18 protein-coding genes, 3 tRNA genes and 1 pseudogene are annotated in these 17851 nt (G+C 47.7%); 14 read left to right on the top strand and 8 right to left on the bottom strand.

Translation table 11 applies throughout. The annotated features are described in order from the left end of the window. Positions 1 to 7: 7 nt before the first annotated feature. Together FFT88_RS10630 and FFT88_RS25600 are read right to left on the bottom strand one after the other, a co-directional pair. Positions 8 to 3979, bottom strand: a complete 3972-nt coding sequence (locus FFT88_RS10630; RefSeq protein WP_135405136.1) for an autotransporter outer membrane beta-barrel domain-containing protein — start codon at positions 3977 to 3979, stop codon at positions 8 to 10. Positions 3980 to 4418: 439 nt separating this feature from the next. After that, positions 4419 to 4547: pseudogene (locus FFT88_RS25600) on the bottom strand (hypothetical protein); the annotation flags it as partial. A gap of 244 nt (positions 4548 to 4791) precedes the next feature. On the opposite strand from FFT88_RS25600, the gene dcyD reads away from it, so the two are divergent. From dcyD to sdiA, 4 genes are all read left to right on the top strand, one after another. After that, positions 4792 to 5778, top strand: a complete 987-nt coding sequence (gene dcyD, locus FFT88_RS10620) for a D-cysteine desulfhydrase (RefSeq protein ID WP_135405138.1) — start codon at positions 4792 to 4794, stop codon at positions 5776 to 5778. 14 nt (positions 5779 to 5792) lie between these two features. Next, positions 5793 to 6461 (top strand): cystine ABC transporter permease, encoded by a 669-nt coding sequence (gene tcyL, locus FFT88_RS10615; RefSeq protein WP_130223595.1) that lies wholly within the window; start codon positions 5793 to 5795, stop codon positions 6459 to 6461. Continuing rightward, positions 6458 to 7210, top strand: a complete 753-nt coding sequence (gene tcyN, locus FFT88_RS10610; protein WP_130218658.1) for an L-cystine ABC transporter ATP-binding protein TcyN — start codon at positions 6458 to 6460, stop codon at positions 7208 to 7210. The genes tcyL and tcyN overlap by 4 nt, the downstream gene beginning before the upstream one ends. 229 nt (positions 7211 to 7439) lie before the next feature. Then, positions 7440 to 8162 carry a transcriptional regulator SdiA gene (gene sdiA, locus FFT88_RS10605; RefSeq protein ID WP_130208555.1) on the top strand — a complete coding sequence of 241 codons (723 nt, stop codon included), beginning with the start codon at positions 7440 to 7442 and terminating at the stop codon, positions 8160 to 8162. A gap of 66 nt (positions 8163 to 8228) precedes the next feature. Here the strand turns inward: sdiA and yecF are convergent, their stop codons facing one another. Together yecF and FFT88_RS10595 are read right to left on the bottom strand one after the other, a co-directional pair. Next, the gene (gene yecF / locus FFT88_RS10600; RefSeq protein ID WP_000106474.1) at positions 8229 to 8453 is read right to left on the bottom strand and encodes a DUF2594 family protein YecF; all 225 of its coding nucleotides are present in this window, start codon (positions 8451 to 8453) and stop codon (positions 8229 to 8231) included. After that, entirely contained in the window at positions 8440 to 8574 is a 135-nt protein-coding gene (locus FFT88_RS10595; protein ID WP_240731068.1) for a hypothetical protein, read from the bottom strand. The genes yecF and FFT88_RS10595 overlap by 14 nt, the downstream gene beginning before the upstream one ends. A 338-nt stretch (positions 8575 to 8912) precedes the next feature. Here FFT88_RS10595 and uvrY point away from each other — a divergent pair, with 338 nt between their 5' ends. From uvrY to yecA, 7 genes are all read left to right on the top strand, one after another. Next, positions 8913 to 9569, top strand: coding sequence for a UvrY/SirA/GacA family response regulator transcription factor (gene uvrY / locus FFT88_RS10590; protein ID WP_064529316.1), 657 nt, complete (start codon positions 8913 to 8915; stop codon positions 9567 to 9569). After that, the gene (uvrC, locus tag FFT88_RS10585; RefSeq protein ID WP_130208553.1) at positions 9566 to 11398 is read left to right on the top strand and encodes an excinuclease ABC subunit UvrC; all 1833 of its coding nucleotides are present in this window, start codon (positions 9566 to 9568) and stop codon (positions 11396 to 11398) included. The genes uvrY and uvrC overlap by 4 nt, the downstream gene beginning before the upstream one ends. 56 nt (positions 11399 to 11454) lie before the next feature. Beyond that, complete coding sequence (gene pgsA, locus FFT88_RS10580; RefSeq protein WP_001160187.1) at positions 11455 to 12003, top strand: CDP-diacylglycerol--glycerol-3-phosphate 3-phosphatidyltransferase; 549 nt, start codon at positions 11455 to 11457, stop codon at positions 12001 to 12003. Between the two features lie 151 nt (positions 12004 to 12154). Beyond that, a tRNA-Gly gene (locus FFT88_RS10575) sits at positions 12155 to 12230 on the top strand. A 54-nt stretch (positions 12231 to 12284) separates the two neighbouring features. After that, a tRNA-Cys gene (locus FFT88_RS10570) sits at positions 12285 to 12358 on the top strand. An 11-nt stretch (positions 12359 to 12369) separates the two neighbouring features. After that, positions 12370 to 12456 (top strand) — tRNA-Leu (locus FFT88_RS10565). Between the two features lie 195 nt (positions 12457 to 12651). Then, positions 12652 to 13317 (top strand): UPF0149 family protein YecA, encoded by a 666-nt coding sequence (gene yecA / locus FFT88_RS10560; protein WP_130218660.1) that lies wholly within the window; start codon positions 12652 to 12654, stop codon positions 13315 to 13317. A 104-nt stretch (positions 13318 to 13421) separates the two neighbouring features. On the opposite strand, the gene tyrP is transcribed toward yecA, so the two are convergent. After that, on the bottom strand, positions 13422 to 14633 hold the full coding sequence (tyrP, locus tag FFT88_RS10555; RefSeq protein ID WP_135405141.1) for a tyrosine transporter TyrP: 1212 nt from the start codon (positions 14631 to 14633) through the stop codon (positions 13422 to 13424). Between the two features lie 189 nt (positions 14634 to 14822). Between tyrP and FFT88_RS10550 the strand changes: the two genes are divergently transcribed. Beyond that, positions 14823 to 15062 carry a YecH family metal-binding protein gene (locus FFT88_RS10550; protein WP_064529312.1) on the top strand — a complete coding sequence of 80 codons (240 nt, stop codon included), beginning with the start codon at positions 14823 to 14825 and terminating at the stop codon, positions 15060 to 15062. A 37-nt stretch (positions 15063 to 15099) separates the two neighbouring features. Here the strand turns inward: FFT88_RS10550 and ftnA are convergent, their stop codons facing one another. Both ftnA and yecR read right to left on the bottom strand, forming a co-directional pair. Beyond that, positions 15100 to 15597, bottom strand: coding sequence for a non-heme ferritin (ftnA, locus tag FFT88_RS10545; protein WP_000917208.1), 498 nt, complete (start codon positions 15595 to 15597; stop codon positions 15100 to 15102). 178 nt (positions 15598 to 15775) lie between these two features. Beyond that, positions 15776 to 16099 (bottom strand): YecR family lipoprotein, encoded by a 324-nt coding sequence (gene yecR / locus FFT88_RS10540; protein WP_130208545.1) that lies wholly within the window; start codon positions 16097 to 16099, stop codon positions 15776 to 15778. A gap of 252 nt (positions 16100 to 16351) precedes the next feature. Between yecR and azuC the strand changes: the two genes are divergently transcribed. Together azuC and yecJ are read left to right on the top strand one after the other, a co-directional pair. Beyond that, positions 16352 to 16438 carry a stress response protein AzuC gene (gene azuC / locus FFT88_RS10535; RefSeq protein ID WP_010723106.1) on the top strand — a complete coding sequence of 29 codons (87 nt, stop codon included), beginning with the start codon at positions 16352 to 16354 and terminating at the stop codon, positions 16436 to 16438. 115 nt (positions 16439 to 16553) lie between these two features. Beyond that, positions 16554 to 16805 (top strand): DUF2766 family protein YecJ, encoded by a 252-nt coding sequence (gene yecJ, locus FFT88_RS10530; protein ID WP_064529310.1) that lies wholly within the window; start codon positions 16554 to 16556, stop codon positions 16803 to 16805. Positions 16806 to 16887: 82 nt separating this feature from the next. Here yecJ and FFT88_RS10525 read toward each other — a convergent pair whose 3' ends face one another. Then, positions 16888 to 17391, bottom strand: a complete 504-nt coding sequence (locus tag FFT88_RS10525; RefSeq protein WP_130208543.1) for a non-heme ferritin-like protein — start codon at positions 17389 to 17391, stop codon at positions 16888 to 16890. Positions 17392 to 17851 lie beyond the last annotated feature (460 nt).

Here is a 17851-nt window from a genome sequence, read left to right as displayed (position 1 = left end):
ACCCGGTTCAGAATGTATACTTCATACCCAGCATGGCAGAGGCGTCGCTGTATCCCTCGTCACCGAGTTGTACACCCACATTGCCCCACAGGTTCAGATGGTCATTTATCTGCCCCTCAACACCGGTTTTTACTTCTCCGATATTGCTGGCGCCGTCCTGATGTACCGTCACACCGTTCATGCGAGTGCCAAAATCACGGGTGTTGTGCAGCCAGTTCACCTCAACGAACGGACGGAACTCATGGGATTTGCCGTCATTCATTCTGTTGTGTCCCTTAATCCAGGTCTTCACGCCCAGACGGGTACCGACGTTACCGTCACCGGTGCTTTCAACACGGGTACCATTGCGTTCGCGGTGCTCATCAGCTTTTACGCCCATCCAGATAACCTGAGCCTGAGGCTGGACATACCATTCGTTCAGACTGCCATGGCTGCCGGTAAACTCACCGGCTTTCCAGGCATAACCGGTTTCCAGTGAGGCTGTCAGACCTTTTGATTTCCAGGATTCCCCCGGCAGTCCGTCACCTTTCACATCGTTATCGAACCAACTGTACTGTGCCCAGCTATCCAGATAAGCCCCGCTATGTGTCTCATCATTAGCATACCAGGTGGCATACAGACCTGTGTTGTATCCTTTCACACTGCCTTTTGAACTGTATCCGGTACGTACAGAATCTGTATTGTTATGGTCATTACCGTAACCAGCCATAACCCCCAGATGCCAGCGGTCAGATCTGTTCCGGCTCCACTGGGCCAGGTCACCGCCCATCTGCAGGACGTAACGGTTACCCTGTGTTTTCAGTTGACCTGTACCGTCACGCCAGCGGTTGTGTCCCCCTTCATGGCGCATCCACATGCTGGTTTCTTTCTGCTCACCGGTAATCACATCGGTGTAATGCATCGGCCCCTGGCGTTCATGAAGACGGGATACGAACATGGTGTTTGCGGCAGCCATGTTCGCCGTGTAGGAGCCAGCTTCCGGGCGCAGGTCGTTGTCATGACCACCCGGAGCAGGTTCAGGGGCAGGGGGTTGCATTGCTTTCAGAGCGCGCAGCAGGAACGGAGTGTTTTTACCACTGGTCAGATACCAGTTATCACGGTTGCTTCCCTGACCACGTCCCAGCGTGTAGTCATAAGCCCCAGCGGCAATACGCCCGGCCTGAATAAATGCAGCACTGTCAGCATTTCCGTCGACATGAATCAACTCAATACCGTTCAGTGTCTGTGCTCCGGTACCACCTGCATTTATAACAACCACTCGGGTCTGACTGGAAGCATCGCCTTTAATAACCAGTTTGTCTGTTGCGGAGCTGTCATTTCCCAGAGCGGTGTTCATGAGCAGTATGCCATTATTACCGGTATAGTTACCTCCGATCGTCAGTACATTACCTGGTGCATCAGCTCTCAGGTCAAGGGTACCGCTGTTGGTTACGTTCCCGGCGACACCACCAGAGCCGGAGAGTGTCCCCTGCTGAGCGATGGTGACCTGGCTGTTAGCAAGCATGACAGGTGCATCAGCCTTGCCCAGAATCAGTGTGCCGACAGTGTTAACCGAGCCTGCTCCCAGTCCGTCAGTATTAAGCACCTTCACCATTGCCTTATCTGCGATAGCAATGGTGGCATTCAGGGCGCGGCTGGCACCAGTAATATCGAACACGCCACCGCTGAGGTTCAGGGAGCCAGAGCCGATGAGGGTACCTGCAGACAGGCCTCCACCTGTGAGGGTCAGATTACCGCCATTAATGTTCAGTATGGAACCTGCTGCGCTGTTCAGTTTACCTGCGGTCTGGCTGTGACCGTTCATGTCCAGCATGGTGTCGTCTGCCAGACGAATCTCGCTGGTCTGCCCCAGTGCACTGTTGCTGTTCATGCGAACATTGCCGCCGCGGATGTCTGTTACACCCGTGTAAGTGTTTTTGGAAGACAGAATCAGTGTTCCTTCGCCGGCTTTGGTCAGCGTTTTTCCATCCCAGTCATGAGATAACTGAACAGCATTGTTATCTGCAAGTCGCACCTTCAGCTCTAACACCGCGCCTCTCCTTAGATCAAACGAGCCATATCCATTTCCTGAGGGGTCATTCCACTTCAGGGAAGAACTCACCTCTTTTACTGTCTGCCCGTTACCACTAAGTGATGTTAAAACATAGTCTTCAGCACCATCACTCAGTAGATTGTTATGCTGATAAATATTATTTTCAGAGAGCCCTGTTATGCCGTCGGAGGTCGTCAACAAGCCGTACTCATTTTGCTTCCATATTGTCATGGCAGTATCAACATTAAGCACTGCACCGTTATTGAACTGGATATTGTTGGCAGTTAAATGACTGGAACCTGTACTCATATTCAGCGATGAATCTCTGTCAAATACCGAACTTCCGCTAAAGGTGACATCAGCTCCCGAAACGGAAACATGTGTACCTGTACCCGCACTCAGATTGCCTTTTATCTCAGAGCTGGCGGAGTCTTTATTTGTAATGGACAGAGAATTACCATCAGCACTATTTTCAACATTATTCAAAACAATATCACCTTGAATGACAGAACCAGCGAAGAGATTCAACGAGTTAGTTCCACCATTCAGAGATATTGCGGTATCACAATCTTGCCCTCTGTTACCATATATCCCACCGTGGAAATCACCGTGACCTTCATTTCCGCCACTACCAGGCAATATCCTGCCATGATTATTTATCGTAATATCACTCCCGGATATAGCAGTACCACCATTACCTCCGTCGCCACCATTACCACCGTTACCAGTATTTTCAGAATGCATATTTTCACCGGGGTCGCCACCATAACCACCATCACCACCAGTGCCACCAATAATATTTCCATAATTATTTATTTCCATATTATTTCCAGATATGGCAATCCCCCCGGTGCCACCAATACCACCAGTACCACCAGTGCCAAGAGGCACTGAATCAGTGGGATCATATTCTGTATAACCACTACCACCTTCACCACCAGTGCCCCCCTGTCCGCCAGTTATATCTCCCGTATTATTTATCTTAATATTATTACCATATATAGCAGACCCTCCAATACCACCACTACCACCGGTACTCCCATTAATATTCGGATCGGTAGAAAATTCGAGACTACCTTCACCACCGCGAGCACCATCCCCCCCCTGGCCACCTGTGATGTGATTATTATTTGTTATCACCATATTATTTCCGGATATTGCCGTGCCTCCATTCCCTCCTGTGCCGGCAGAAGACCCCCATACCGCCCACCAGGCACCACTACTACCTTGCCCGGCAGTGATGTTTCCGTTATTGCTTATTTGAAGATTATTGCCAGATATGGCAGTCCCACCAACAGCAGGAGTCCCCGTTAAACCACCGCTCTCATCGCCATAACCACTGGCTCCAGGCATTCCGCCATTGCCACCCTTAATGCTTCCGTTGTTCGTAATGGTAAGATCATCTCCGGAAATAGCGGTACCCGCTTCACCTCCATCGCCCCCGCCATTACCATAACCTCCCCAACCACCCTTACCACCGGAAATATCACCAGAATTAACAAGAGTAAAATTATTTCCAGTAATGGCTGTACCGCCCTGGCCTCCTGCCGATCCCATCTTAGTAAGATCATCATCACCAGCCCATCCGCCTTCACCGCCACTAATGCTAGTACCGCTGTTAATTGTCAGGATATTTTCATCCTGTAACGAACCAGGTACAACATTAACAATGAGAGCATCTTCACCAGCTTCCCCATCATCATTACCCGGGGGGTGACGCACGCCATCAGCACCAATGATATTTTCAGATATTTCTGCAGGGTTTCCTTCAGAAAGAGTAACTTCCATTTTGGCTCCCAAAGCAGGCTGAATGGCCAGAGTGGCCAGAGTGGCAGATATAAGACTGAATAGTAATGTTGTCTTCATTCCCTCTTGCGTTACGCCGAATGTTTTTCTGTTTTTTATATATACATAAAACTTTTCTTTTTTATTAATTTTGATTTTCACAAAAGCTCCAATTTCTTGTTTAAGAATGGTGGGTTAAATGTTTTGGCTGTGTAAATGCCATTGAGAAATAATATGTATTATCTAATCATCATACAAATGATCGATGCGAGCATTATTGCAAATAAACAGAAAAAATCCATCTCAAGCAATCAGGTTGATTTTTTTGGCGAGTAATTTGAAATTGTAATGTTTTCTGGATGTTAGTTTGTTTATTGGTCGGCATAATTTTAGATAGTGAGTGTTTCTCTGCTTTTTTATAAGAAAAGTGCCTGAAAATACCGTCATGGAATATAATATTTTTATCCTAAAAACAGACATGGATATAAATAATAATTAATATAAAGATAATGGTTTCCTTATTAATGAATGGGTATGGATAACCAGGCTTGATCAACCTAAGATGCCAGGAGAAGTTATCCCCGTAACCAGGGGACATCAGATTTTCTGCTTTATGGACATAAGCAGCCTTTACACCGTTACGTTCCTGATGACCCATCGGACATTCAACAGTATCACGGGACCACAAATCTGATTCTATTAACACACTACCTGCTATCGCCCGGAATCCAAGAGTACTACAGTTGCCATATGCTCAACGAAAGACTGAGAAAAACGCTAAACTATGAATCATCCGCAGATCGGTTCAACCAGTGTGTTGCATCCCTCGGTTGAACTCACAGCCAGGAACGTGTCAACGCTATTCTGGGCGGGGCATAATGACAAAAAAGGGCGCTTTAATCGGCGCATTTTTTATTTATACGTTTCCTGCGTGCATAATAACAAGATCACAACAACACACATCGGAGGCTTTTATGCCACTGCATAATTTAACTCGTTTTCCACGGCTGGAGTTTATCGGCGCACCGACACCGCTCGAATATCTGCCACGTTTTTCTGATTATCTCGGGCGGGACATTTTCATCAAACGGGATGACGTCACCCCGTTGGCAATGGGCGGAAATAAGTTACGCAAACTGGAATTTCTCGCAGCAGACGCCTTGCGCGAAGGTGCCGACACACTGATTACAGCCGGAGCGATTCAGTCTAACCATGTGCGCCAGACTGCCGCAGTGGCCGCAAAACTTGGTCTGCATTGCGTGGCGCTGCTGGAAAATCCCATTGGCACTGCCGCAGAAAACTATTTAACCAACGGCAACCGCTTGTTGCTGGATCTGTTCAATACTCAGATTGAAATGTGCGATGCGCTGACCAATCCTGATGCCCAACTGGAAGAGTTAGCGACTCGCGTCGAAGCGCAAGGCTTTCGCCCATACGTCATTCCGGTTGGCGGCTCCAATGCTTTAGGTGCGTTGGGCTATGTGGAGAGTGCGCTGGAAATCGCCCAGCAGTGTGAAGGGGCGGTTAATATATCGTCGGTGGTGGTGGCATCAGGCAGTGCCGGAACTCACGCCGGGCTTGCTGTAGGGCTGGAACAACTGATGCCTGAAACAGAACTGATTGGCGTGACTGTTTCACGTTCTGTTGCTGACCAGTTGCCGAAAGTGGTTAGCCTACAACAGGCGATCGCGAAAGAACTGGAGCTGACTGCCTCAGCGGAAATTTTACTCTGGGATGACTATTTTGCGCCTGGCTACGGTGTGCCGAATGACGAAGGCATGGAGGCGGTGAAACTGCTGGCGCGTCTGGAAGGCATTCTGCTTGATCCCGTGTATACCGGAAAAGCGATGGCGGGGCTGATTGATGGTATAAGTCAGAAACGCTTCAAAGATGAAGGGCCGATTCTGTTTATTCATACCGGGGGCGCGCCTGCACTGTTCGCCTATCATCCCCACGTTTAGCGCCGGAAATGCTCATGCAAGAAAGTATACAACTGGTTATTGATTCTCTGCCGTTCCTGTTGAAAGGGGCAGGGTATACGCTGCAACTCAGCATCGGCGGCATGTTTTTTGGCTTACTGCTGGGATTTATTCTCGCGCTGATGCGCTTGTCGCCCGTCTGGCCTGTGCGCTGGCTGGCGCGTTTTTATATCTCCATCTTCCGTGGTACGCCACTCATCGCACAGCTGTTTATGATCTACTACGGTTTACCGCAGTTTGGTATTGAATTAGACCCGATTCCGTCAGCGATGATTGGCCTGTCACTGAACACCGCCGCCTATGCAGCCGAAACGCTGCGGGCAGCGATTTCGTCCATTGATAAAGGTCAGTGGGAGGCGGCTGCCAGTATCGGCATGACGCCGTGGCAAACTATGCGTCGTGCTATTTTGCCACAGGCCGCGCGGGTAGCACTGCCGCCGCTGTCGAACAGTTTTATCAGCCTGGTAAAAGATACTTCTCTGGCTGCGACGATTCAGGTACCAGAGTTGTTCCGTCAGGCGCAGTTGATTACTTCGCGCACACTGGAAGTTTTCACCATGTATCTGGCGGCTTCGCTCATCTACTGGATTATGGCGACGGTGTTATCGACTTTGCAGAACCATTTTGAGAATCAACTTAATCGCCAGGAGAGGGATCCAAAATGAGTGCCATTGACGTTAAAAACCTGGTGAAAAAATTCCACGGTCAGACGGTGCTGCATGGCATAGATCTGGAGGTTAAAACCGGCGAAGTAGTGGCGATTATAGGTCCAAGCGGCTCCGGGAAAACCACGTTGCTACGCAGCATAAATTTGCTGGAACAACCGGAAGCGGGGACGATTACCGTCGGGGATATCACCATTGATACCGCGCGTTCGTTAAGTCAGCAAAAATCCCTGATTCGTCAGTTGCGCCAGCACGTTGGTTTTGTTTTCCAGAACTTTAATTTGTTTCCGCATCGTACGGTGCTGGAAAACATTATTGAAGGGCCGGTGATTGTCAAAGGTGAACCTAAAGAGGAAGCCACGGCGCGCGCACGTGAGTTGTTGGCGAAAGTTGGCCTTGCAGGCAAAGAAACCAGCTATCCACGTCGTTTATCTGGCGGTCAACAGCAACGTGTGGCGATTGCCCGAGCGCTGGCGATGCGCCCCGAGGTGATTTTGTTTGATGAGCCAACCTCGGCACTGGACCCAGAGTTGGTGGGCGAAGTCCTGAATACTATCCGCCAGCTGGCGCAGGAAAAGCGCACAATGGTGATTGTGACACACGAAATGAGCTTTGCCCGAGATGTTGCTGACCGCGCGATCTTTATGGACCAGGGGCGGATAGTAGAGCAGGGATCGGCGAAAGCGTTATTTGCCAATCCACAGCAGCCCCGTACCCGCCAGTTTCTCGAGAAGTTTCTACTGCAATAATAAGAAAAAATCAGCCCCGGTGAGTTAGTGACCGGGGCGAACCACTCTTCTGAAGACTCAATAAACGGTCAATAAATCAGCATAACTCATTAATAACATAAGAGAATGCGATGTCTTGCAAAAGTAATTCATTATCTGAATAATATAAATTATATATAAATCTTATTTATGTGATAGCTTGAGTTTTCAGTATAAATGATACTCACTCTCAGGGGCATTGCGGTTTACTATGCAGGATACGGATTTTTTTAGCTGGCGTCGCACAATGCTGTCGCGCTTTCAGAGGATGGAGGCCGCAGAAGAGGTCTACCATGAAATAGAGCTTCAGGCTCAGCAGCTTGAGTACGATTACTATTCGTTATGTGTTCGCCACCCGGTGCCATTCACGCGACCCAAAGTGGCTTTCTACACCAATTACCCTGAGTCGTGGGTTAGTTATTATCAGGCAAAAAACTTTCTCGCTATTGATCCCGTGCTCAACCCTGAAAACTTCAGCCAGGGCCATTTATTGTGGAATGATGACTTATTCAGTGAAGCCCAGCCATTATGGGAGGCTGCGCGTGCACATGGTTTACGCAGGGGAGTTACTCAGTATTTAATGCTACCGAACCGGGCGTTGGGATTTTTGTCATTTTCTCGTAGCAGTACGCGCGAAATACCCGTTCTTAGTGATGAGCTGCAATTAAAAATGCAGCTACTGGTGCGCGAAAGTCTGATGGCGCTGATGCGTTTAAATGATCAAATAGTGATGACGCCGGAGATGAATTTCAGTAAGCGGGAAAAGGAAATTTTGAAATGGACCGCGGAAGGTAAGACATCGGCAGAGATTGCGATGATCTTGTCAATCTCCGAGAACACGGTTAATTTTCATCAGAAAAACATGCAGAAAAAAATCAACGCGCCGAATAAGACCCAGGTTGCCTGTTACGCCGCCGCAACTGGCTTAATATGACCTCTATTACATTCTGCGTGCCAGGTGTAAAACCGGCTGAAAGGTGTGCTTTCAGCCGGTTTTATATTACTGACGGTAGGCCTGTTTAATTTGCTTAACCGTTTTGGAAAATACCGCAGCCTGGGTTTCGTCTTCGATCAGCGCAAGCTGTTTTTCCATCTTTAACATCACGCGGCCCGCGTCAGCTTGTCCCATCGCCTGCAGCATCAGCGTCAGCATCGCTTTCAGGCAGGAGACTTCATTTGCCAGTTCTTGATTATTCTCGGCAGTAGAAAAATCAGGCGTACTCATTTATTTTCCTCGTCATGTTGCAATGAAAATTTGCAGTAAAAAATGTTAAGGCGGCGGAGTATACCATAAGCTTTGCTAAAAATAGCAGTGGTTGTTTTTTGCTCACTGAATCATCATTGATATTAAATTAGTTAATATAGTGGTTAATAAATATTTATATCATGAATGTTTTTTGTGCGTATTTATTGAGTTAATTAATGTTACATATTCATGCTGATGATTTTTCATTTGTGCTGAATGAAGTCAATTTTTGTCACATTTCAGTCTAACCGGCAGGTTACAACGCTGCGGAAGCTTTTTGGTGACGGACGTGACCATAACTGCGGACAATTGAATTATCAAAAATGAGAGAAAAATCGAATACCCACCATTTTTAACGTTTCAAAGTTGCAATAAAACCCGCTAATATACGGATGACTAACTATCAGTAGCGTTATCCCTATTTCTGGAGATATTCCTTTGATCAACGTTCTACTTGTTGATGACCACGAACTGGTGCGCGCAGGGATACGACGCATTCTGGAAGATATAAAGGGTATTAAAGTCGTTGGTGAGGCTTCCTGTGGTGAAGATGCCGTTAAGTGGTGCCGGGCAAATTCCGTCGACGTGGTGCTAATGGACATGAGTATGCCTGGCATTGGCGGCCTTGAGGCGACGCGTAAAATCGCCCGTTCAACCGCAGATGTCAAAATCATCATGCTTACGGTTCACACCGAAAACCCTTTACCAGCAAAAGTCATGCAGGCTGGCGCTGCGGGCTATCTAAGCAAAGGTGCGGCCCCGCAGGAGGTGGTGAGCGCGATTCGTTCTGTCTATTCTGGGCAGCGTTATATTGCTTCTGACATTGCGCAACAAATGGCGTTAAGCCAGATCGAACCAGAAAAAACAGAAAGCCCATTTGCCAGTTTGTCTGAACGCGAATTGCAGATTATGCTGATGATTACCAAAGGCCAGAAGGTCAATGAGATTTCAGAACAGCTTAATCTCAGCCCGAAAACGGTGAACAGCTATCGCTACCGTATGTTCAGTAAATTAAACATTCATGGCGATGTTGAGCTGACTCACCTGGCTATTCGCCATGGTCTGTGTAATGCGGAGACGTTAACAAGTCAGTGAGTGTTCAGTTTGACGCAAAAGCGTTTTTAAAAACCGTCACCAGCCAGCCGGGCGTATATCGCATGTATGATGCTGGTGGTACGGTTATTTATGTCGGTAAAGCGAAAGACCTGAAAAAACGGCTTTCAAGCTATTTCCGTAGCAATCTCGCTTCGCGCAAAACGGAAGCGTTGGTCGCCCAGATCCAGCAAATCGATGTCACGGTGACTCATACTGAAACCGAAGCATTATTGCTGGAACACAACTACATCAAACTCTATCAGCCGCGTTACAACGTTTTGTTACGCGACGACAAATCTTACCCCTTTATTTTCCTCAGTGGCGATACACATCCACGTCTGGCGATGCATCGCGGTGCGAAGCACGCCAAGGGAGAGTATTTCGGCCCGTTCCCGAATGGTTATGCGGTGCGTGAAACTCTGGCGTTGTTGCAAAAGATTTTTCCCATTCGCCAGTGCGAAAATAGCGTTTATCGCAATCGCTCGCGTCCATGTCTGCAATACCAGATCGGGCGCTGTCTTGGGCCGTGCGTGGCCGGGTTGGTTAGCGAAGAAGAGTATGCCCAGCAGGTTGAATATGTGCGCCTGTTTTTATCGGGTAAAGACGATCAGGTGCTTAAGCAACTGATTAGCCGCATGGAAACAGCCAGCCAGAATCTGGAGTTTGAAGAGGCGGCACGTATTCGCGACCAAATTCAGGCGGTGCGACGCGTCACCGAAAAACAATTTGTCTCTAATACGGGCGACGACCTTGATGTTATTGGCGTGGCGTTCGATGCTGGCATGGCATGTGTCCATGTTTTGTTTATTCGTCAGGGCAAAGTGCTCGGTAGCCGTAGCTATTTCCCCAAGGTGCCGGGCGGTACGGAACTGGGCGAAGTCGTGGAAACCTTTGTTGGTCAGTTCTATTTACAGGGCAGCCAGATGCGCACTCTCCCGGGAGAGATCCTGCTCGATTTTAATCTTAGCGATAAAACGCTGCTCGCCGATTCATTATCAGAACTGGCGGGGCGCAAGATAAACATTCAGACCAAACCGCGTGGCGACAGGGCGCGTTACCTGAAACTGGCGCGGACGAATGCAGCAACAGCGTTAACCACCAAACTTTCGCAGCAATCAACCGTTCATCAGCGACTGACAGCGCTTGCCAGCGTGTTGAAATTGCCGGAAGTGAAACGGATGGAATGTTTCGATATCAGCCATACGATGGGCGAACAAACCGTTGCCTCGTGCGTGGTGTTTGATGCTAATGGCCCACTGCGTGCGGAGTATCGGCGCTATAACATCAATGGCATTACGCCGGGCGATGATTATGCGGCGATGAATCAGGTGTTGCGTCGGCGTTATGGTAAAGCCATCGATGACAGTAAGATTCCGGACGTGATCCTGATTGATGGTGGCAAAGGACAACTTGCGCAGGCGAAAAATGTCTTCGCCGAGCTGGACGTCCCCTGGGATAAAAACCATCCGTTGTTACTTGGCGTTGCCAAAGGGGCTGACCGTAAGGCTGGGCTGGAAACATTGTTCTTCGAGCCGGAAGGAGAGGGCTTTAGCTTACCGCCAGATTCGCCTGCGTTACACGTCATCCAGCATATTCGCGATGAATCACACGATCATGCGATTGGCGGACATCGCAAAAAACGGGCGAAGGTTAAAAATACCAGCACCCTGGAAACCATTGAAGGCGTCGGGCCAAAACGTCGGCAAATGTTGTTGAAATATATGGGCGGTTTGCAAGGTTTACGTAACGCCAGCGTCGAAGAAATTGCAAAAGTGCCGGGTATTTCGCAAGGTCTGGCAGAAAAGATCTTCTGGTCGTTGAAACATTGATGTCTCTGTAGCAACATAGGGGTAATCTTACTGACAACAGATAGTTACCCGTCATTATGCAATTTAATATCCCTACGTTGCTCACACTGTTCCGTGTCATCCTTATCCCATTCTTTGTATTGGTTTTTTATCTACCTGTTACCTGGTCGCCGTTTGCTGCCGCGCTCATTTTCTGCGTCGCGGCGGTGACTGACTGGTTCGATGGTTTTCTGGCGCGTCGCTGGAACCAGAGTACCCGTTTTGGTGCCTTCCTTGATCCAGTAGCAGACAAAGTGCTTGTCGCCATCGCCATGGTGCTGGTAACCGAGCATTATCATAGCTGGTGGGTGACCTTACCGGCGGCAACGATGATTGCCCGTGAAATTATCATTTCTGCTCTGCGTGAATGGATGGCTGAACTCGGTAAACGTAGCAGTGTGGCCGTATCCTGGATTGGTAAAGTCAAAACGACTGCCCAGATGGTCGCGCTGGCCTGGTTGCTGTGGCGCCCGAATATTTGGGTTGAGTACGCCGGTATTGCCCTTTTCTTTGTGGCTGCGGTGCTGACACTCTGGTCAATGTTGCAATATTTGAGCGCTGCACGCGCGGATTTGCTTGATCAGTGATCGTTTCGACGCAAATTTCAGCAAACGATCAAAAGTGGTGAAAAATATCGTTGACTCAACGCGTCAGGTAAGTAGAATGCAACGCATCGAACGGCGGCACTGATTGCCAGATGATAATAAAATCAAGTGATTAGCTGATTGCTTGATGATTGCGGGAATAGCTCAGTTGGTAGAGCACGACCTTGCCAAGGTCGGGGTCGCGAGTTCGAGTCTCGTTTCCCGCTCCAGTTTAAAAGGCATCGGCATTAAGCGGGTGTCTGGCTGAAAAGCCTGAAGAATTTGGCGCGTTAACAAAGCGGTTATGTAGCGGATTGCAAATCCGTCTAGTCCGGTTCGACTCCGGAACGCGCCTCCAATTTTTCCCGAGCCCGGATGGTGGAATCGGTAGACACAAGGGATTTAAAATCCCTCGGCGTTCGCGCTGTGCGGGTTCAAGTCCCGCTCCGGGTACCATGGGAAAGATAAGAATAAAATCAAAGCAATAAGCAGTGTCGTGAAACCACCTTCGGGTGGTTTTTTTGTATGTGCAACTTGTCGTTACACCCTCTCTGATTTTTAATCTCCGGGTAATCCACTCGAAAAGTATCTCTATGCCAGACCGACATGTAATATAGGCGCTGGCGAGTCGAGATCCACAAGGAAAAGCGTATGAAAACTGGACCGTTAAACGAAAGTGAGTTGGAATGGCTGGATGATATCTTGACCAAATACAACACAGACCACGCCATCCTTGATGTGGCAGAGCTGGACGGTTTGTTGACGGCGGTGTTGAGTTCTCCGCAAGAAATTGAACCAGAACAGTGGCTGGTTGCTGTGTGGGGTGGGGCGGATTATGTGCCGCGCTGGGCGTCAGAGAAAGAGATGACGCGCTTTATGAACCTGGCGTTTCAACATATGGCCGATACTGCAGAGCGACTCAACGAGTTTCCTGAGCAGTTTGAACCGTTATTTGGTCTACGAGAAGTTGACGGTAGGGAGCTGACGATTGTCGAAGAGTGGTGCTTTGGCTATATGCGTGGCGTTGCGCTTTCTGACTGGTCAGCATTGCCTGACTCATTAAAACCGGCGCTTGAAGCGATTGCGCTGCACGGTACTGAGGAAAACTTCGAGCGGGTAGAGAAGATGTCGCCAGAAGCGTTTGAAGAAAGCGTGGATGCCATTCGACTGGCGGCGCTTGATTTGCATGCTTACTGGATGACGCATCCTCAGGAAAAAGCTGTTCAGCAACCGATTAAAGCTGAAGAAAAACCTGGTCGTAACGACCCTTGCCCATGTGGTAGTGGCAAGAAATATAAGCAGTGCTGCCTGCATTAAGAGGCTATATTGGGTGTCAGAATTAACTCTGGCACCCATGTTTTATGGGCCTGATAAGGATGTGGACAAAAATCTGGACTATGCCCAAATACACGGCAAAGCATTCATCCCACTTCTGGCAACAATCCTGCCGCAATCAAAAATTGCACGCCAATCACGCCAATGCCACAGATAAACACCAACACCAGTGCGGGACGTCCACCTTTCACCCGATAGCTTGCTTGTGGATTATGCTTCCTGCTCTGCCAGGTCAGCAGTGAAGGAATTATCAACGCCAATACTGCCAGCGCTACGCCAGCATACCCGAGCGCCATTACAAAACCACGTGGATAAAACAGCGCAAACGCCAGTGGCGGCAGAAAGGTAATTACACCGGTTTGCAGTCTTCCACCAACGGTATTGGAACGCTGAAACAAATCCGCCAGATAATCAAATAAGCCTAACGCTACGCCAAGGAAAGATGTGGCGAGGGCTAAATCAGCGAATAAATGCACTGCCAACTCGACATGCGGCGAGGCCACCACTTCGCGTAATGCCTGTAACAGCCCATTTAATCCAGCATGATTCGCCAGCAGTCCCATAAAGGTTGTTGAGTCAATGCTGCCCAGTGTCGCCAGTTGCCAGAAAATATATGCCACCAGAGGGATCGCGCTACCGGTAATAAACACCCAGCGCAATTTACGAATGTTGCCATCCATATAGCTGACGATGCTCGGTACGCTACCGTGAAAACCAAACGAGGTAAAAATCACCGGAATTGCAGACAATGCCAGACCCTGTTGCAGTGGCAGCGTTAGCAGATTGATTTTATGAATATGTGGTAGCAGCAATACCAGCATTAGCACCAGGAAAATAATCTTGGTGCTGAACAAAAAACGGTTAAACAAATCGACCAGCGACGTCCCAACACAAACCACACCACCGGCAACAAAAGTAAACAACAGCACACCAGCGGTTGTGGTCATTGAAATGCCTGTCCAGTCGCTGATGCTGGAGGCAAGCAATTCGCCGGCACCGCTGATATATGCTGCGGTCAGGGCATACATTAAAAACATCATACTGAAGCCGGTCAGCCACTGACCGTAGCGGCCCAGATAGCGTTTTGCCAGCGTGCCTAAGCCGGTATCTGCAGGGACATGCTGATACACTTCCAGCAGTAACAGCGCGGTGTAACACATCAAGGCCCACAGGCCAATTAACAATGTCAGAGTGACGGTAAAACCGACGCCAGCCGCTGCCAGCGGCATTGCCAGCATACCTGCGCCAATTGTGGTTCCCGCCACGATAAAAACACTTCCCAGAGTTCTGTTTTTCACGCTTTCTTCTGTCCTGACGATCTTTATGAGTGATATCTGCGGCGCAGGTTAAGGCATTATCCAAACTTCGTCAAATCGACGTTACATCTAGTGTAAATAAAAATGTACGATAAATGCATTCAGAACTGAGCTGGCGCAAAGCCATAAGGCGCGGGGATCGTTACGCTATGCTTTTCTTGAGGAGGAACGATGGAATCGATTCACGGTCATGAAGTGTTAAATATGATGATTGAATCAGGTGAGCAATATACGCACGCCAGCCTGGAAGCGGCGATCAAAGCGCGTTTTGGTGATCAGACACGTTTTCATACTTGCTCGGCTGAAGGGATGACTGCGGGAGAGTTGGTGGCTTTTCTGGCGGCAAAAGGCAAATTTATTCCCTGCGAAGAAGGGTTCTCAACCGATAAAAGTAAGATTTGTCGTCACTGATCTGAAACGGCGGCAGGTAATCTGCCGCCGGAGAAGATTAGTTTTGCGTGTCGAGGGTAGAGAGTTCTTTATCGATGAAATAAAGACCTTCGCCGCTTTTCCCTGCCAGGCTCAATTTATCAATAATAGATTTGAACAATTTCTCTTCTTCGTGTTGCTCAGACACATACCATTGCAGGAAATTGAACGTTGGGTAGTCCTGATTGGTCATTGCAGCATGAGCCAGTTCGTTAATTTTTTGCGTAATTAATTGTTCGTGTTTATAGGTTTCCTGGAATAATTCATCAAGTGAAGAATATTCAGCAAACGGTGATTCAACGGTATTAATTCGCGGTAAATTTCCGGTATCGGTCAGGTAATCAAACAGACGCTGCATATGCGTCATCTCTTCCTGGGCGTGGCGACGCAGAAACGCGGCAGCACCTTCGAAGGTGTGATAGCTGCACCATGCGCTCATTTGCTGATAAAGCAGTGAAGAGTAGAGTTCCAGGTTCATCTGCTCATTAAGTTTTTCAATCATTTCTGGTTTCAGCATGATAGTGCTCCACAAAGGTTATATTTGTTGCTGTGGCGCCACTATAATTTGTTATTTTATTATTTGCAAAAGGTAAAATATTAAACTCAATAATTAAAAATGCGAATGTGAATAAAACGCATTAACGCTATTTGTGATGTTAATTAACCAGCGAAGCCTCCCTCGCTGATTAAAATCTTTATTGATAAGCCGAGGGTGTTAAGTATCGGCACTGATACGACAGTGTAAATTGCGTATTCAGACATAATGATCCCGCAAACAAACTACAGTTACTTACAGGTTGCCCAAACGCAAAGGCGCGGGTAAATCCAACCTGCTGACATGCGCGGTTCGCGATTCCCTGATCGAGATAGTTGTCAGTGCGGGCGTGTTGTAAAAAAGCCTGATTGTAAACGAGGCGGACAATGCCACTCGTGGCGTCAACATCGCTCAGGTGAGCCTGACGAGTTACGGTACAGCCCGCTACTGTTAAAAGTGAAAAAACAATTATCAGATGTTTCATGTCACAGCCTGAAGAGGGAGAAGAAACAGGTATTGTACTTGTGGACACAGCCAGGCTATGGACAGAAAAGACGACGGATTAGCGCTATTCCTTGCTTTCTGCAGAACACAGAGGTTTTGTGGTTATCATTTTTATAACATTAAAGAGGTATTTATGTGATGCATATCACATAAAGATTGATTTTTGTGATGAATGTCATATTATAAACGTAAAGACGATAACACCTGCATAACAAATAATCGGAGTGGCGCGATGAAACTGCGTAAGATCCTGAAAAGCATGTTCAATAATTATTGCAAGACGTTCAAAGACGTACCGCCTGGCAATATGTTCAGATAACAAAAAAACCTGCTTCGGCAGGTTTTTTTGTACCCTGATGCGGGCTGATGTGACTATCGTTGAGGAAGGGAAGCCGCTACTATAACGGCTTTCAAAATGCTATCAGGAGTTTAGGATGTCCCAGCCGCTGAATGCCGATCAGGAACTGGTTTCTGATGTTGTTGCTTGCCAGTTGGTGATCAAACAAATTCTCGACGTGCTCGATGTGATCGCGCCTGTTGAGGTACGTGAAAAAATGTCCAGCCAGCTGAAGAATATTGATTTTACTCACCATCCGGCTGCTGCTGACCCAGTCACTATGCGCGCTATTCAAAAAGCCATCGCGTTGATTGAGCTAAAGTTCACCCCACAAAACGAATCCCATTAAAAAAACCGCTGCCTCAGTAATGTGAGGCAGCGGTTTTCACCACTTTTTTGTATTCGGCGCATCTTTTTATGCGCCGATTTTATTAATGTATCTGATGCGACACGACATTCAGAACATGCTGGTCGGTCTGGACAGGGCACATACCGGCCAGTTTCGCACTGCGTACTTCATCAAGAATGGTTTGCAGTAAGAGGCCATCGTGCTGCTGTTCTTTTTCCAGATCGCGCAGAAAATCGACAGTAGAATCATCATTCAATTCTTTAGCTTCATTTGCTAATTGCGCCAGCGTGCTTGAACGCTGCTCATATTCTTCCAACGTTTTTTGGAAGAGTTCTTCCAGAGAGTTCAGTTTTTCTCCAGGTACATCAATGGCTTTAACGATGGGCGTCGCTCCGACACTTTTCATGAAGTTAAACATGCGCATCATTTGAGTCACGTTACTTTGTGCCTGGGAGCGAAGAAAAGTCGCGGTGCCATTCAGACTTTGTTCAGAACACCAGTTGCTCAGGTGAAGGTAGAGATTGGATGCATAAAACTCGCGGTTCATTTGAGTGTTGAGTTTGAGAAGCATTCCAGTGGTTGCCATACCTAATATCCTTATATCCAGAAGACGAGAGGTGCAAGATAAATCAAAACACCGTAATTACTGTTTGCAGAATAATTCCTTTCTGCGGGTCCGAAATGTGATCCTGGAGTCAATTCTGACGATGATCTGAAATAAGCATAACGTCTGAAGCATTATAAGAAAATCCTTAAATCACCAAGTTTATATTTTTTTACATTTCATTGATTAGGGTTATTGATTTGCAATAACTCTCAATGTTGTGAATTTCTGGATGTTATTGATATTAAATGAATTTATCAATTTCATGATGCTGTTCTTATATTTTCAGTTATTTTTTCAGTTTTGCGATGATGCTCGCATTATGGATTTATCCTTCATTAATGAAGGTGGTGATAATTAACAGCGAAAGGAATTTTGTCTGGAGTTTTTATTCTTCTTACATCATTCACCATTCAGCTGTAATGAGCAGCTTCTTGCCCGA

The sequence above is a fragment of the Escherichia sp. E4930 genome, from assembly GCF_005845405.1.
Lineage (GTDB): Bacteria > Pseudomonadota > Gammaproteobacteria > Enterobacterales > Enterobacteriaceae > Escherichia.
The sequence above is the reverse complement of the archived record's forward strand: the minus strand, read 5'-3'. Positions and strand labels throughout refer to the sequence as shown.

Coding starts and splice junctions, on each gene's coding strand:
- dcyD (WP_135405138.1), top strand. CDS start 4,792: ATGCCACTGCATAATTTAACTCGTTTTCCACGGCTGGAGTTTATCGGC.
- tcyL (WP_130223595.1), top strand. CDS start 5,793: ATGCAAGAAAGTATACAACTGGTTATTGATTCTCTGCCGTTCCTGTTG.
- tcyN (WP_130218658.1), top strand. CDS start 6,458: ATGAGTGCCATTGACGTTAAAAACCTGGTGAAAAAATTCCACGGTCAG.
- sdiA (WP_130208555.1), top strand. CDS start 7,440: ATGCAGGATACGGATTTTTTTAGCTGGCGTCGCACAATGCTGTCGCGC.
- yecF (WP_000106474.1), bottom strand. CDS start 8,453: ATGAGTACGCCTGATTTTTCTACTGCCGAGAATAATCAAGAACTGGCA.
- pgsA (WP_001160187.1), top strand. CDS start 11,455: ATGCAATTTAATATCCCTACGTTGCTCACACTGTTCCGTGTCATCCTT.
- yecA (WP_130218660.1), top strand. CDS start 12,652: ATGAAAACTGGACCGTTAAACGAAAGTGAGTTGGAATGGCTGGATGAT.
- FFT88_RS10550 (WP_064529312.1), top strand. CDS start 14,823: ATGGAATCGATTCACGGTCATGAAGTGTTAAATATGATGATTGAATCA.
- ftnA (WP_000917208.1), bottom strand. CDS start 15,597: ATGCTGAAACCAGAAATGATTGAAAAACTTAATGAGCAGATGAACCTG.
- yecR (WP_130208545.1), bottom strand. CDS start 16,099: ATGAAACATCTGATAATTGTTTTTTCACTTTTAACAGTAGCGGGCTGT.
- azuC (WP_010723106.1), top strand. CDS start 16,352: ATGAAACTGCGTAAGATCCTGAAAAGCATGTTCAATAATTATTGCAAG.
- yecJ (WP_064529310.1), top strand. CDS start 16,554: ATGTCCCAGCCGCTGAATGCCGATCAGGAACTGGTTTCTGATGTTGTT.
- FFT88_RS10525 (WP_130208543.1), bottom strand. CDS start 17,391: ATGGCAACCACTGGAATGCTTCTCAAACTCAACACTCAAATGAACCGC.